The sequence below is a fragment of the Lacimicrobium sp. SS2-24 genome (genome assembly GCF_002201535.1).
Taxonomy (GTDB): Bacteria; Pseudomonadota; Gammaproteobacteria; order Enterobacterales; family Alteromonadaceae; genus Lacimicrobium.
In genome coordinates, this window is record NZ_NIWW01000007.1 from 191,342 (window position 1) to 206,764 (window position 15,423).

Here is a 15,423-nt window from a genome sequence, read left to right on the forward strand (position 1 = left end):
TACGCCAGATTAATAATTGAACAACGGGGGTGAACGGTAAAAACCTGTGCTTGGTCGCAACTTATTTGTGGTGAGTGCGTCATTGGAGCGAATGGGATACGAATCGGGCCATCGAAAATTGGATGACCCGATCACCTTACAGTAGTGCTGTTGTATCTTCGTGCTTAGAAAGAAGTTCCCCAGCTGACAACAAATTTCGTATCGTCATCACCGGATTCTTCCTGAGCTTTAGAGATGCTGAAGGTGAAATCGCCTTTACTCAGATCGGCCTGAATATGGCTGTAGTCCCATTCACCCCATACTGATTCATCAATATCAAAGTCATAGTAGCCATAAGTCAGGCCCAGGGAATACTCGTCAGCGAGATCGAAGCCATAACTGATACTGTAATAGAGATCGCCCTGGCCGAATGGCGCATCATCATCGGCGTCAGAATTCAGGGTGTAGGCAACACCAAACCCAAATGCACCATAGCTGCCATTGAAGTAGGCTTCACCAAAGTTGGAGTCATCAAACTCTTCTTCAGGGTAGGCATAGTAGACATAACCGACGTCATAACCCAGATCACCGGCTTCACCACTGTAGCCAACATACCAGTCTGTTTCTGCGCCATTACCATTTCCCCAGTCAATAGAGCCAATCCAGGTGCCGGCATAGAAACCACTTTCATGCTCGTAATCCAGACCACCTGATACTGATGGACCATCTGCGCTCTGAGTTACTCCTCGCCACAAGTAATTGCTGGTTACACCAATATTTGCGCTGATCTCGGCAAGGCTGGCCTGACTGTAAAATACGCTGCCCACGGCGGCCGCTATGAGTGCTTTGTGCATTTGTCTCATGTGTGTCTCCTGATAATTGTAATGTGCAAAGGGGGTAGAGCAAAGTTGGTGCCGCCTTGCCAATTTTCTGAGGTGAAACCAGGGTGCTCATGTAACAACATGATTTATATGACTAAAAAATAAATTTTTTGGAGGTAAACGGTGTTTGTTCGATAGCAATCTGAGCGGGGTTTCAGTGTGATTGCACCACCGTGGAGCGTAAGGGAGAGTTTTGGTGCAGGGGCGAGCCTTTTCTGTGACCGGTAAATTGGGTAGAGTAACAGCCCATTGTCAACTGATTAGAGACGTCATGCAGTCCCATCTTATTGCCCCTTCCATTTTGTCCGCTGACTTTGCCCGTTTGGGCGAAGAGGTGAATGCGGTACTCAACGCCGGCGCTGATATTATTCACTTCGATGTGATGGATAATCACTATGTCCCTAATCTGACCTTCGGGCCAATGATATGCAGTGCGCTGAGGAAATATGGTGTCACCGCAGAGATAGATGTGCACCTGATGGTAAAGCCCGTTGACAGCATGATTGAAAGATTTGCCGAGGCCGGTGCCAGCATGATCAGCTTTCATCCGGAAGCCTCGGAGCATGTTGACCGCAGTATTCAATTGATTAAACAGGCTGGCTGTCAGGCAGGCCTCGCGCTTAATCCGGCTACACCGCTGCACTATCTGGATTATGTGATGGATAAACTGGATTACGTGTTGTTGATGTCGGTAAATCCGGGCTTTGGGGGGCAGAGCTTTATTCCTTCGAGTCTGGAAAAAATTGCTGAGGTGAAAAAGCGAATTGTTGCCAACGGCAGAAATATCCGTATCGAAATTGACGGGGGCGTAAAAGTCGATAATATTCGCGCCATCGCCGAAGCTGGCGCCGATATTTTTGTGGCTGGCTCAGCCATTTTTAACCAACCGAATTATGCTGACGTCATAGCCAGTATGCGTGAACAACTGGCCGGTGTCTGAACCCTATAATATATGCAAAGGATCATCTGAACATGAGTAAACCCATTGTACTGAGCGGCTGCCAGCCATCTGGACAACTGACTATCGGCAATTACATGGGGGCGCTAAAGCAATGGGTGGCCATGCAGCAGGACTACGATTGTCTTTATATGCTGGTGGATTTACATGCCATTACGGTGCGTCAGGACGCCAAAGCTTTGCATGATGCGACACTGGATGGACTGGCCCTGTACCTCGCCTGCGGGATTGATCCTCAGCAGAGCACCTTGTTTATTCAGTCTCAGGTTCCTGAACATGCGCAGCTTGCCTGGGTGTTGAATTGTTATACCCAGATGGGTGAGCTTAACCGTATGACTCAGTTTAAGGATAAGTCTGCGCGCAATGTGAATAATATTAATGCGGGTCTCTATACCTATCCTATTCTGATGGCTGCCGATATCTTGCTCTACCAGGCGGATCAGGTACCAGTGGGAGATGATCAGAAACAACATCTGGAATTGGCCCGGGATGTGGCCACCCGCTTTAACAACCTTTATGGCGCAACCTTTCAGGTCCCCGAACCCTATATTCCTGAATTTGGTGCGCGTATTATGAGTCTTCAGGATCCCAGCAAGAAAATGTCCAAGTCTGACGACAACCCCAATAATTTTGTCGGGCTACTGGAAGAACCAAAAAAAATCAGCAAAAAAATCAAGAAAGCCGTCACGGACTCTGATGAGCAGGCTCGCATCTATTTCGACCCTCAGGAGAAGGCGGGTGTCTCTAACCTGTTAACGCTTCTGAGCGGCGCAACCGGAAAATCCATTGCTGAGTTGGTGCCTGATTACGAAGGTAAGATGTATGGCCATCTGAAAACCGATGTGGCAGATGCCGTGGTAGCGTTGCTGGAGCCGATTCAGGAGCGTTTTCGTGCGTTGCGCAACGATCGCCATGAGCTGGATCGTATCATGCGAGAAGGTGCCGAGAAAGCCAGCGCGCGAGCCGAAGTGACGTTGAAAAAAGTCTATGAGGCCGTGGGCTTTATTCCGCGACCCTGAGGGGTAAACACCAGTATACTCATGCCTGATTGGTTGTCTGTCTTCCATCAGGCATAATTCCTCTCTTGTTTCTGTCCTGTTTATAAGGCGCCTGAGATTGTTGTTGTTGATCGACAATTATGATTCTTTCACACATAACCTTGCCCGCTATTTCAGGGAGCTTGGGCAAGAAGTGAGTGTCGTACGCAACGATCAGCTGACGCTGCACGACATTGAGCGGCTGGCACCGCAGTATCTGGTTTTCTCTCCCGGGCCCTGCACCCCAAATGAAGCAGGTATCACTTTAAGCGCCATTGAACATTTTGCCGGTAAGATTCCCATACTGGGTGTCTGTCTGGGTTATCAGGCTATCGGTCAGGTGTATGGCGCCACGGTCACCCGGGCCGAGCGGGTCATGCATGGTAAGACATCCATGGTGCATCATCTTGGTAGTAAACTGTTCAGTGATGTCAGCGACCCCTTTATTGCCACCCGCTATCACTCTTTGATACTGGCAGAGGAGAGTATTCCCGTGGATTTCCTCATCACTGCCTGGACAGAGTCGCAGGGAGCGCGCGAGGCGGTGATGGCGATAGAACACCGTACTCTGCCTTTGTGCGGTGTACAGTTTCACCCTGAGTCCGTGCTCACGAATGCGGGTCACCAAATCCTCTGCAACTTCTTGCGCATGGGGTAGTTGCTGTCAGCGTCCTGTCTCCTTGTGACGCTCTCAGTTGCATATAAAAATACTGTCTATGTGCCGGTAGTTCCGGGCAGACTTGGTACTCCAGAGGGTTACTCTGGTCATGCTGCTCTATAACAGGATGGGGTGCCAGCTCAGCCGACAATGGTAATGTGCAGATAATAGCTGATTCAGCTCGCTGAAAAAGGTGATGCTGTGCTGATTGGGTGTGAGACAGCCAGCCACAAACTGATGGCAGTTGTTTTTCAGCAGGTGATAGTCCTCATACTGGTAAACTTGTGCTGCAGCCTTTTCTGCAACCGATGGGTCTGCCAGCACCTCTCCCTCTTCACCGCAGGCGACAAATATGGTGTTGCCAGAGCGTCGCGCTGTAAAGCGTTGCGGTGAAATAGCCCTGACCAGACCGTTACCCGCACGTTCAATCACGTTGTCCTCCACCCAGATACCACTGTGGTCAAAGGCACCATAAATACCACAACAAACGACGGCACCGTTTTGCGGGCGCACTGCCACGTCGGTCTCACCGGGGTGAAACTTAATCTGGTGACGCTGTCGGTCTTTGTGCCATTGTTGTGTTGCAAACAGTGCGCCGGCACCCAGACCCAGCCACAGAAGAGGAATCGGCATGCAGGTTTTCAGTCACGGGTCAAAAGATATCAATAGCACTGGTTTTTGCTGTTTTGCAAAGATAAAACTGTAAACAGAGGTTACAAAGGCAAAAAATATGGCCTCGGAGTCTGCACAAGAAGGATTTACCTGTATCATGCATATCAGGGCGAGTGAAACAAAGGATTGCCGGTACCTCCGACCTGAAGTCGATGGTAGCTCTGTCACGGGGTCTTAACTCTATACAGGAAAGACCGATACATTGCATAGCCAATAGCAAAAAGATGATTCATGCCAGAACAACAAGATATCAGACAAAAAATTGAACATCGCTTTACCAGTCTTCAGGTGGGTGTCGATATGGCCAAGCAGGTCAGTGTTGCTGACACCGACAGTCCGGACACTTTTCTGCCAGCAGTGGAAGAGTCTGGGCGGCAGTTGCTTTGGGTAGAAAAACAGGCTAAACGGGACAAGACCCTCAATCAAAAACATCATCAGAGCTTTCTTGATTCGCTGCTGGATAAGCTCAATCAGGAGCTGTTGGTGCGTCTTGAAGAAAAGCTTGAAGACACGGAATTGCTTTACACCAAGATTCTTGGTGTGCATGAAAACCTTCCTGACGTGCTAGATGTGATGGCGGTGCGAGCCTCGTCCATAGGGCGCGTGGAACCCCTTGTGGCAACGATCCCCTGGTTGCACACGGATCTGGTTAAGATGATCAACATGCCTAAATACCGGCGAACGGATAAAAAGGGCAAGGTCACGCCCGTAGACAGCTTGCGGGTCGCGATGAGCTTTATGGGCATCGAGAACCTGAAAATGGTGATCCCTGCGCTGGCCTTTCGGCGCTGGACACCGCAGATTACGGATCCCTATCCAAGCATAAAAACCAGGCTTTGGGAGCAAAGTATTGGTAGTGCATTGTCGTGTAAAAAAATCGCTGAGATTTGTGAACTGGACGCGGGGCAGGCTTTTACGTTGGGTATGCTGCATGATATCGGCAAAATCGTGTTGGTACGTTTGTATTTCAGATTGTTTGAAGAGGTACAGCGGGATGCCATTGCCGAAGCCCATGCTGAAAAGCTCAAGGATGAACACAGCGCACTCTATGAATTGCAGCCCAGTGGAGCGTTTTTACGGGATGTTCTGATTAAGCATGGACTGGCTTTGAGCAGTCGCTTGATCGAACGCATGGACTTGAGAAGGGTATTTATTGGCGCTGCCATGCATGAAGTGGCCGATAATAAACCCATATCCGCCATGTCGGACATGGGCAAGGTGCTGGCTCAGGGGAGCGCCTACAGTAAATATCGTTTGTTGAAGACCTATCGCTTAATCAATATCGATGAAGCCAAAGCCTTCCTGAAGCTTTTTAGAATGCCACCCGGTGCATTGGCGGCATTGAAGGTGACAGATTTGAGGCACCTGAATTTGTCCTTTGAAGAATAAGCACTGAAAATAGAGTACAAAAAATTTTTTTAAATAATCATGCAGGCCCGTTTTTTGGTCTGCAAGAGCTCGCTAGCGCTATTCGTAACCTATGCCCTGCATAGGCTGCGGATAGTTATTCACTATTCCTGCAATTATAGGTTAAACCCTTAGTTCTATAGGCTTCTGGCCTCTCAGGCAGCAAGACAACGGACTTGAAATCTGGAATAATAGCGGCATTTTTCGCCATGCCACCCGCAAAGCAAGAGGTAAATAGAATGAAAGTGACTCGTGAACTGTTTAATGAGGTGATGGTCCCCAACTACAATCCGGCGGCCATGATTCCTGTCAGGGGTAAGGGTTCCAGAATCTGGGATCAGGACAATATTGAATATGTCGATTTTGCCGGTGGTATTGCCGTAAATGCCCTGGGTCATTGTCACCCTGAACTGGTCTCTGCACTGAAAGAGCAGGGCGAAAAGTTGTGGCATCTGAGTAACGTTTTCACCAATGAACCGGCTATTCGTCTGGCCAAGAAACTTACCGATCTGACCTTTGCTGATCGGGTTTATTTCGCCAACTCAGGCGCCGAAGCGAATGAAGCTGCGCTGAAACTGGCGCGTCGTTGGGCACTGGATCACCATGGTGAAGAGAAAAACCAAATCATCTCTTTCAAACAAGGTTTCCACGGTCGTACCTTCTTCACTGTTACCGTCGGTGGTCAGCCAGCCTATTCTGATGGGTTTGGACCTAAGCCTGGAGCTGTTGAGCACGCGGTTTACAATGATCTGGCCAGTCTCGAAGCACTGATGTCTGACAAGACCTGTGCGGTAATGATGGAACCTCTGCAGGGTGAAGGTGGCATTATTAGCCCGACGCCTGAATTCGTTAAAGGTGTGCGTGAGTTATGTGACAAGCACAACGCGCTGCTGATTTTTGATGAAGTGCAGTCTGGCGTTGGCCGTACCGGTGATCTGTATGCCTATATGGGACTGAATGTGACGCCTGATATCCTCACCACGGCGAAATCTCTTGGTGGTGGTTTCCCAATCGGCGCCATGCTGACTACCAAAGATATTGCAGAAAGCCTGAAGCCAGGTACCCACGGCAGTACCTATGGTGGTAATCCGCTGGCCTGTGCGGTTGCCGAAAGGGTTCTGGATGTGATCAATACGCCTGAAGTGCTCGAAGGTGTGAAGCACAAAGAGCAGTTGTTCCGTGACGGTCTCAATGCCATCAACGAAAAATATCAGGTGTTCGCTGAAATTCGTGGTAAAGGTTTATTGTTAGGTGCTGCACTCAACGAAAAATATCAGGGACGTGCCCGTGACTTTTTGGTGGCATCAGTGGGTGAGCATCTGATGTGTCTGGTAGCCGGCGCGAATGTCGTACGTTTTGCTCCGTCTCTGGTTATTCCTGACGAAGATATCAAAGAAGGTCTGGCCAGGTTTGAGCGTGCTGTGGCCAAAGTCGTTAACGGCTAAACCTTTCTCAAGCACAAGCCTCCCCTCCGGCTCCGGAGGGGTCTTCTCTCGATATAAGCAGGAGTAAGCGACCATGATGGTTATCCGCCCAATCCAGAGCAGTGACTATGACTCGCTGCATGATATAGCCGTTGAGTCTGGTATAGGTTTTACCTCGCTACCGGTCAACGAAGAGTTATTGCGGAACAAAATTGCCAGTTCTGAGGCTGCTTTTTCGGCCAACGTGACGGAACCCGGCGATCAGAGCTATCTGTTTGTCATGGAAGATGCTGAGTCAGGCAAAGCGGTGGGTACCAGTGGTATTCATGCGGCGGTTGGACTGGATGACGCGTTTTATCACTATCACCTGAGTAAAGTGGCGCATGTATCCCGTGAGCTGAATGTGTCAAATCTGGTGGAAATTCTGACCTTCTGTAACGATTACACCGGTGTAACGGAAATTTGCACGCTGTTTTTACGGGAAAAGGCGCGCAGAGGCAGCAATGGCAGATTGTTATCTAAGTTCCGTTTTCTGTTCCTGCAGGAGCATCAGCAACGTTTTGCTGAAACCGTCATTGCGGAAATGCGCGGTGTCTCTGACGAAAAAGGCAATTCACCATTCTGGAAGTGGCTCGAAGAGCATTTCTTCTCGATGGACTTCCCAACTGCAGACTACCTGACAGGAATCGGACAGAAAGTCTTTATTGCGGAATTGATGCCCAAGTACCCTATTTACGTCAACCTGCTCAGTAAAGAAGCTCAGGCGGTCATTGGAAAAGTCCATGAAAAGACCCGCCCGGCGCTTCAGTTGCTGGAGTCGGAAGGGTTCCGCTGTCGTGGTTACGTGGATATATTTGACGCAGGCCCTACCGTTGAGGCTGATCTACAGCATATACGAACAGCCCGAAACAGCCGCCGACTGCCTGTTAAGGTGGGGGATACGCAGGATGCGCAGACGAATATGGTAATCAATACACGAGTAGAAGATTTCCGTGGTGTGGCGACGCCATTGCTAATCGATGAAGTGAATCAGCAGGTCATCATTTCAGCCGAGGCAGCCAGCGCATTAAAGGTAGCCGATGGTGAAATGGTACGTTTTGCACCTCTAAAGATAAAAGGATAATCCGATGACAAAAGCGCAATTTATTCAGGGGCAATGGCTGGAAGGCCAGGGCCATGATATGGCCTCGGTAGATCCGGCCAAAAAAGAAACCATCTGGCAGGCCAAGTCTGCCACAGCGGAGCAAGTGAATCAGGCCATTGGGGCGGCACGCAGTGCCTTCGTTAGTTGGGCCGACCGCAGCTTTGAAGAACGCCTGGATGTTGCCAAGCGTTTTGCTGAATTACTCGGTGAACATAAAGAGGACCTGGCTCTGACCATTGCCCGTGAAACCGGTAAACCCCTGTGGGAGACCGCCACGGAAGTGGGTGCCATGATAGGTAAAGTGGCGATTTCTGAAAAAGCCTATCATGAGCGCACGGGAACGGTGGAAAACCCCATGCCAGTGGGTAAAGCGTTTATTCGCCATCGTCCCCACGGTGTCGTGGCTGTATTCGGTCCCTACAATTTCCCCGGTCACTTGCCTAACGGGCATATCGTTCCAGCACTGCTGGCGGGTAATACCGTGGTATTCAAGCCCAGTGAACAGACTCCATTAGTTGCCCAGAAAACCATCGAGTTGTGGGAAAAAGCTGGCTTGCCAGCCGGAGTTCTGAATCTGGTTCAGGGAGAGCTCGAAACCGGCAAAGCACTGGCGTCTAATCCTGACATTGATGGCCTCTTCTTTACCGGCAGTTCACGTACCGGTAAATTGCTGCATGAGCAGTTCGGTGGCCACCCGGGTAAAATTCTGGCGCTGGAAATGGGAGGCAACAATCCCCTACTGGTGAAAGGTGTGTCCGATATCGATGCCGTAGTGCATGACATCGTGCAATCCGCATTTGTCACCTCTGGACAGCGTTGCACCTGTGCGCGTCGCTTGTTTATTGAAGAAGGTGAGCAAGGTGATGCCATCATCGACCGTTTGATTGAGGTTACCAGGGATATCGCTGTTGGCGTCTATGATGCTGATCCGCAGCCTTTTATGGGTGCGATGATCTCTTCTGCAGCGGCGAAAATGATGGTCTCTGCTCAGCAACAGTTACAGGGACTGGGTGGAACCTCACTGGTTGAGCTGACTCATGAAGATAGTGAGTCGGGTCTGGTGACGCCGGGTATCATTGATGTCACTGCCATGCTCGACAAAATGCCTGATGAAGAGCATTTCGGTCCATTGCTCAAAGTGATTCGTTACAATGATTTTGATAAGGCTATCGACGAAGCCAACAACACGGTATTCGGATTGTCTGCGGGCTTGCTGTCAGATGATGCAGAGCTGTATCAGCACTTCCTCAAACGCATTCGTGCCGGTATCGTTAACTGGAATCGTCCAATTACCGGTGCCAGCAGTGCGGCACCCTTCGGTGGTATCGGCGAAAGTGGAAACCACAGAGCCAGTGCGTATTACGCGGCAGATTACTGTGCATACCCCGTGGCCTCCGTTGAGCTGGAAAAAAGCCAGTTGCCGGGCGCCCTGAACCCTGGCCTTAAATTTTAAGTTAACAAGATGTTAAGGTTATGTATCAAAAGGCGGCTTAGACCGCCTTTTTTTATGTTAACTTGATCTCAATCAGCCATTTCGGCTTTATATTGTATAATTTTCTCTTCTGGCTGTTTTTTGTTCAATCCTGCTGTATAATACGCCCCGTCTGATTTTCAGTCAGGCAGGCAAATCTCTTTTAAGAGATAACTGCCACTTTAAACTCTTTAAGTATAGGATTTTAAAATATTATGCATACCAGTATAGAAAGCCTGTTTTCCAACCTTTGGCAGGATTATGTTGCCATGACCCCCTCAGCTGAAAAAGTACACCAGCTTCTCGGGGACGGTGATGAGCTAATCAATGACCATGTGGCTTTCCGTACCTTTAATCTGGAGAAAGTGAATCTGGATAAACTGGCGGCGCATTTCCTTGCTTTGGGTTATGAAGAAAAAGGCCAATATGACTTCGAACAGAAGAAGCTCAAAGCCAAGCATTTTGAACATGCTGACGAAACCAAACCAAAGGTCTTTATCAGTGAGTTGTTGGTAGAAGAATTCTCAGAGCAGGTTCAGCAGATTATTCGTAACATGGTTGATGCGATTCCTGCCGATGCCGTGAACAAAGAGGATTTCCTGTATTCCGGTACGCACTGGCAGGTTAGCAGTGAAGAGTATCAGACGCTGCTGGCAGAATCTGAATATGCCGCGTGGGTTTCGGCGTGGGGCTTTCGTGCCAATCATTTCACCGTCAGCCTGAACCACCTTAAGCATTACAATATGCTTGCCGATGTGAACGAAAAACTCAAAGAGGCCGGTTTCGAGCTCAACACTTCTGGTGGTGAGATTAAAGGTGGTCCAGAAGTCCATCTGGCGCAATCTTCGACCATGGCTGACAAAATGACCGTCAAATTCAGTGACAAGGCATTGACCATTCCTAGCTGCTTCTACGAGTTCGCCGAGCGTTTCCCGTTACCTAACGGTAAGCTTTATACGGGTTTTGTGGCAGCTTCTGCGGATAAAATTTTCGAGAGCACGAACGCCAAATAGTCCCGGTAGAAAGTGTTCGCTAAGAAGCCCGCTGTTGTTTATATAACAGCGGGCTTTTTTGTCTTAGTCGCAGGCTTTTTTACATGCCTGGTCATTAGCTATTGGGCGAGGACATCCTCAGTGGTAGTCTAAGGCTCCGTTTCTGGTTTAAACCATAATAAAAAAGAGACCTGTCATGCGCATCATTATCCTGCTTCTGACTGTATTGTTGCCCTTGTCATCCTGGGCTGAAGAGATTAAAACCTTCACTCAGGATATGCAGCATCATCAGGGCTACTTCGACTTTTACTATCAAGTGGATGAAGACAAGGTCTATCTGCTTATTGATAAGCTCGACACCCCTTTTATTTTTCAGAGCAGTTTACCAAGAGGTCTGGGTTCCAATGATATTGGCCTGGACCGCGGACAACAGGGTGAAACACGGCTGGTCAGGTTCGAACGGTTTGGGAACAAAGTACTGCTGAAACAATTGAATACCTATTACCGGGCGGACTCTGACAATACGGCAGAGCAACAGAGTGTGATGGAAGCTTTCGCCCATTCCGTGATCGCCGGACTGCCCATCGTGGCCAGTACAGATAGTCAGGTTTTGGTGGACTACACCGCCTTTTTACTTTCCGATATTCATAAAATCAGCGAGCGGTTGAGTAAAGGTAAACAGGGTACCTATAAACCGGATGCCAAACGCAGCGGTATTTTTCTACCTCGCAGCAAGGCATTTCCGCGCAATACCGAGCTGGAATCATTGGTCACCTTTGCAGGTAGTGACGCAGGGGAGTTTGTCAAACAGGTGGCGCCAGAGCCGGCGGCGGTGTCTGTTCATTTGCACCATTCGCTGGTGGCTTTGCCGCAAGCTGGCTACCAACCCAGACCATTCCATCCCTATTCCGGGTACTGGAAAGTCGAGTTTATGGATTATGCGGCAGCCATCACCGAGCCCATGATCAAAAGAATGTTGCCACGGCATCGCCTGGCTAAAAAAGACCCTCAGGCGCAGGTCAGTGAAGCCGTCGAACCGATTGTCTTTTATCTGGACCCGGGTGTTCCCGAGCCCATCAGAACGGCCCTATACGATGGAGCGATGTGGTGGAACAGTGCGTTTGAGCGTATCGGTTATAAGAATGCTTTTCAGGTAAAGCCCTTACCGGCAGAGGCGGATCCGATGGATGTGCGTTATAACGTCATTCAATGGGTCCATCGGGCTACCCGCGGCTGGTCTTACGGCAGCTCTGTGATCGACCCCCGCAATGGTGAAATTATCAAAGGTCATGTGACGCTGGGATCTTTAAGGGTGCGCCAGGACTTTCTTATCGCCAATGGCCTGACCAGTCCTTTTGATGCGTCGGCAGATACCACAGCGCAGCAAGCCATGGCCCTGGCTCGCATTCGCCAGCTCTCGGCCCATGAGGTGGGTCACACATTGGGACTGATCCATAATTTTGCTGCCAGTGCCAATGGGCGTGCGTCAGTAATGGACTACCCCCATCCTTTGGCTGAAATAAAAGACGGTAACGTGGTGTTAAATAATGCCTACCGCGAGGGTCTCGGAGAATGGGACTTGTATGCCATAGAAATGGGGTATGCGGATTTCTCTGATGAGAAAAAAGAGATGGCAGCCCTGGCGGCAGAAGCTAAAGCGCAGGGATTGGATTATATCGCCGACCGCGATGCACGGCCGATTGGTGGTGTCAGTGCTAAGGGGCATTTGTGGGACAATGGTGAAGATCCTGTCAGTGAACTTAAGCGTTTGTCTGAGGTGCGCAAACTCGCACTGCAAAATTTTGGTCTGAACAGTATTGCCGCCGGACAGCCACTGTCTTCTTTACATGAAGCGCTGGTGCCGATTTATCTGTTGCATCGCTATCAGATTGAAGCCGTGGCAAAACAAATCGGTGGCGTACATTATGAGTATGAACTCAAAGGGGAACACGAGAAGCCTGTTGGCGTCAGCCCCGTTTCTTCGTCACAGCAACGTTCCGCATTAAAAGCGCTGCTGAGTACCCTTGAACCTGAGTACCTGGCTCTGCCTGAGGATTTGCTCAGGCTGATCGCCCCCAAAGTCTATGGTGATGAAGAAAGTCGCGAGAGTTTTGCGTCACGTACCGGCCTGCTTTTTGACCCCATCTCTGCCGCAGAGGCGGCAGCTAATAACTCCTTGCAACTCTTGCTCCATCCAGAGCGGCTCAATCGTATCGCTATGCAGTCATCACTGGGTGGGATCAAGGGGGTTTTTGAGCAGCTGATGCAACACAGCTTTAAAAAGCGCCTGACTCAACCAGACCAACGACAGTTGCATCACAGGGTACTGCACGTTGTGGCATATCGCTGGATTGCGGCGATGGAGAATGCCGAGCTGGCTCCCGAGGCGCGGGCGCAGATGTATGCCTCACTATCAGAGCTGAAGGAATGGCTTGAGGACAATGATGATAACAGTCAGCATCGGTATTTATCGGAGCAGATTGACAGGTATCTGGATGAGGGAACATGGACTCCTGCCTTCAAACCGTTGGCACTGCCACCAGGCTCCCCTATATGAATAAAGAAACGCCAGCTTAGCTGGCGTTTTTTTACTTTACAGGCCCTGCCCTCTACGCGGACATTTTGCGTTTTCTGACGCCCGCCAGGCCAATTAAACCTGATAACAATAATATCAGTGGCGCGGGCTCGGGGATTGTTGTCTGGCCACCATCTCCTACGATGATCTGGATGCTGGTGCGTGCTAATTCACTACCATCAACGTTAAATGCCGCCAGGAAAAAGTCATAGGTACCATCTACCGTGGGGTCAAATGGCGCAATAAACCAGTGGGGTTTCCAGGAATTCTGCGCGACGTTAAAGTTGCTGATGTTCGCAGAGTAATCGGCTGCAGCAGTAGCAGCTCCACAGTTTGTTGCCAGTCCACCGCCATTACCTGTGGCGTTATTACCCAATGCATGATCGAAACAGGGCGCGCCGTTAATCACATCAAAACTACTATAATTGGCAGAGAGTGATGGATCGCTATCCAGTCCCAACAAAAAGGTTAAATCAGAAAGTACGTATCCGCTACTTCCATCGTAATCCGTATTTATCGACCACTCGAAGCTCCACTCCGCTGTTGGCGCAGCCTGGGTGGGTGCAACGCCGGCATTGAAACTGTAGGTACCATCTCCATTGCTGTTGAACGTATTTTCGGGGGCACCGGCAGCGTTATGACGTAACTTTCCGCGCAATCCCAGTTCAATACCGTTGTTCTGGTCTACCGTGTAATTGCCATTGGCATTACCGCTACCGAAAATGACATCAGGTGTGACATTGGCATCGAACATCAATGCCGCCTGAGCAGAGCCAGCACTCAGTGCCATGACCAGTGAGAAACTTTTTACGATGTTATTTTGCATTATTCTTCCTTTGGTGTGATGCGTATTATTTCCTTCAATTTTTTGGCACTGCTAAAGCCTGTAAAGCCTACTCCTGTGAGGCTCGGAGCCGTCTCATTGGGAGGGTTTCTCGGAATAAAATAGTCGCCAAAAAGATGCTTCTTGGAATAAGCATGCAATAACGAAGCCTCTTCTATTTATTCAATGAAAACATGAAGATAAGAAAATTCTTAATTTGAACTGTCAGAAATGCTGACAGTGATCGGATGAATTTTCCATGAATCAGCGGAAAAATCTGGCCCCTCAGGATGAGGGGCATTATGCTGGCAATCTCACAGGACAAGAATGCAGTTTTGACTATGTATGAGCTAAATGAGGTGCTGGATCTGTTAAAGATCATGATCCGCGAACCCAGTGTTGTGGGGGCTGAACACAGCTTCTTTCGGGTTTTGCAGCGCGAGCTGGAAGAGCGGGGCGCTAAGGTTACCTGGTATGAGGGATTACTGGTGGCTCAGGGCAACGATCCTTTCAGCACCATGTTTTCTGCCCATATTGACCGTCATGGACTGATTTGTACCGGCCCGGATGAATTTCAGTATGCCGCTTTTGTCGCCGGTAACCGGTCTGATTTACTTGGCAATTCGGTATCAGAGCAATTGATCAGCAAGATAGTGGATCGCTTCGATACCACTCCGGTCATGGCGTATGAGCCCTGGTCAGGAGCGTATCGTGGCAGTGGTAAAATCGCCTCGAGCTATGTCTGTGAGCGGCGCAACAATTTGATTTTTACACTGGAGGGCATGCAGCACCTGGTGGCCGGAACGCCGGTTGCCTTTGCCGATAAACTGAAAATTTCAGGTAACAGTGTCAGCGGTCAGCTGGATAACGTGCTCACCGCGGCTTATCTGGTGCACCTGTTTAGTCTGGGGTTTCAGGGAACAGCCTTTTTTACGGCGCAGGAAGAAGCAGGAAAGAGCTGGCGGTATTTACTGGAATGGTTTAGACGCTTTGGCAGTCGCACCAATAGACTGGTTGTTGTGGATACCAGTCCCTACCCGGACCGTGTTGAAGCCGATCGACAGCAGTTGGTTCTGCGCCATAAGGATGCGAATGCCGAGTTTGATCCTCAGCTCACTGCAAGCCTGGCGCAACTCTGTGAATCCTCGTCACTGACCTACAGCTATAAAGACAGTTACATTGAGCAAAAAAACGCGGCCTTGCAAGAGGGGCAGTCGCCTCAGTCCCTGGGGAGCACCGAGATGGGAAGAATCATTGCCGCCTCAAAGGGCATGGTGACCGGCACCACCCTGCAGATCCCCACAACCGGCTATCACACTATGGAGGAAACGGCATCGCTGACTTCCTGTGAGGCCTTTCTTAAGTTGTTGAAACGCTTGGCCGGACTCTAGCATTTCCGGCA

Annotated in this window: 13 protein-coding genes; 10 read left to right on the forward strand and 3 right to left on the reverse strand. The window is 49.7% G+C overall.

From position 1 onward, the window contains the following. Positions 1-164: 164 nt before the first annotated feature. Positions 165-842, reverse strand: coding sequence for a TorF family putative porin (locus tag CCY32_RS13095; protein ID WP_088331389.1), 678 nt, complete (start codon positions 840-842; stop codon positions 165-167). A 289-nt stretch (positions 843-1,131) separates the two neighbouring features. Here CCY32_RS13095 and rpe point away from each other — a divergent pair, with 289 nt between their 5' ends. The 3 genes from rpe (at position 1,132) to CCY32_RS13110 (ending at position 3,513) form a co-directional block, all read left to right on the forward strand. Further along, entirely contained in the window at positions 1,132-1,800 is a 669-nt protein-coding gene (gene rpe, locus CCY32_RS13100) for a ribulose-phosphate 3-epimerase (protein ID WP_088331392.1), read from the forward strand. Between the two features lie 32 nt (positions 1,801-1,832). Next, a complete protein-coding gene (gene trpS / locus CCY32_RS13105) occupies positions 1,833-2,837 on the forward strand; it encodes a tryptophan--tRNA ligase (protein WP_088331394.1) in 1,005 nt (334 codons plus the stop codon). 97 nt (positions 2,838-2,934) lie between these two features. After that, positions 2,935-3,513 carry an aminodeoxychorismate/anthranilate synthase component II gene (locus CCY32_RS13110; protein ID WP_088331396.1) on the forward strand — a complete coding sequence of 193 codons (579 nt, stop codon included), beginning with the start codon at positions 2,935-2,937 and terminating at the stop codon, positions 3,511-3,513. A gap of 117 nt (positions 3,514-3,630) precedes the next feature. On the opposite strand, the gene CCY32_RS13115 is transcribed toward CCY32_RS13110, so the two are convergent. Beyond that, positions 3,631-4,146: a hypothetical protein gene (locus tag CCY32_RS13115; protein ID WP_088331398.1), complete on the reverse strand. Its 516-nt coding sequence runs from the start codon at positions 4,144-4,146 to the stop codon at positions 3,631-3,633. Between the two features lie 270 nt (positions 4,147-4,416). Here CCY32_RS13115 and CCY32_RS13120 point away from each other — a divergent pair, with 270 nt between their 5' ends. The 6 genes from CCY32_RS13120 to CCY32_RS13145 all read left to right on the forward strand — a co-directional run bounded on the left by CCY32_RS13120 (position 4,417) and on the right by CCY32_RS13145 (position 13,180). Continuing rightward, positions 4,417-5,574, forward strand: coding sequence for an HDOD domain-containing protein (locus CCY32_RS13120; RefSeq protein ID WP_088331400.1), 1,158 nt, complete (start codon positions 4,417-4,419; stop codon positions 5,572-5,574). 257 nt (positions 5,575-5,831) lie between these two features. Continuing rightward, on the forward strand, positions 5,832-7,037 hold the full coding sequence (locus tag CCY32_RS13125; RefSeq protein ID WP_088331402.1) for an aspartate aminotransferase family protein: 1,206 nt from the start codon (positions 5,832-5,834) through the stop codon (positions 7,035-7,037). 73 nt (positions 7,038-7,110) lie between these two features. Beyond that, the gene (gene astA, locus CCY32_RS13130; protein ID WP_088331404.1) at positions 7,111-8,139 is read left to right on the forward strand and encodes an arginine N-succinyltransferase; all 1,029 of its coding nucleotides are present in this window, start codon (positions 7,111-7,113) and stop codon (positions 8,137-8,139) included. A gap of 4 nt (positions 8,140-8,143) precedes the next feature. Continuing rightward, positions 8,144-9,613, forward strand: a complete 1,470-nt coding sequence (gene astD, locus CCY32_RS13135) for a succinylglutamate-semialdehyde dehydrogenase (RefSeq protein ID WP_088331406.1) — start codon at positions 8,144-8,146, stop codon at positions 9,611-9,613. Positions 9,614-9,846: 233 nt separating this feature from the next. Further along, on the forward strand, positions 9,847-10,644 hold the full coding sequence (locus CCY32_RS13140) for a DUF1338 domain-containing protein (protein WP_088331408.1): 798 nt from the start codon (positions 9,847-9,849) through the stop codon (positions 10,642-10,644). A 175-nt stretch (positions 10,645-10,819) separates the two neighbouring features. After that, positions 10,820-13,180, forward strand: coding sequence for a zinc-dependent metalloprotease (locus CCY32_RS13145; protein WP_088331410.1), 2,361 nt, complete (start codon positions 10,820-10,822; stop codon positions 13,178-13,180). A 52-nt stretch (positions 13,181-13,232) separates the two neighbouring features. Here CCY32_RS13145 and CCY32_RS13150 read toward each other — a convergent pair whose 3' ends face one another. Continuing rightward, on the reverse strand, positions 13,233-14,024 hold the full coding sequence (locus CCY32_RS13150) for a PEP-CTERM sorting domain-containing protein (RefSeq protein WP_088331412.1): 792 nt from the start codon (positions 14,022-14,024) through the stop codon (positions 13,233-13,235). Between the two features lie 338 nt (positions 14,025-14,362). Here CCY32_RS13150 and CCY32_RS13155 point away from each other — a divergent pair, with 338 nt between their 5' ends. After that, positions 14,363-15,412: a peptidase M42 gene (locus CCY32_RS13155; protein WP_088331488.1), complete on the forward strand. Its 1,050-nt coding sequence runs from the start codon at positions 14,363-14,365 to the stop codon at positions 15,410-15,412. Positions 15,413-15,423 lie beyond the last annotated feature (11 nt).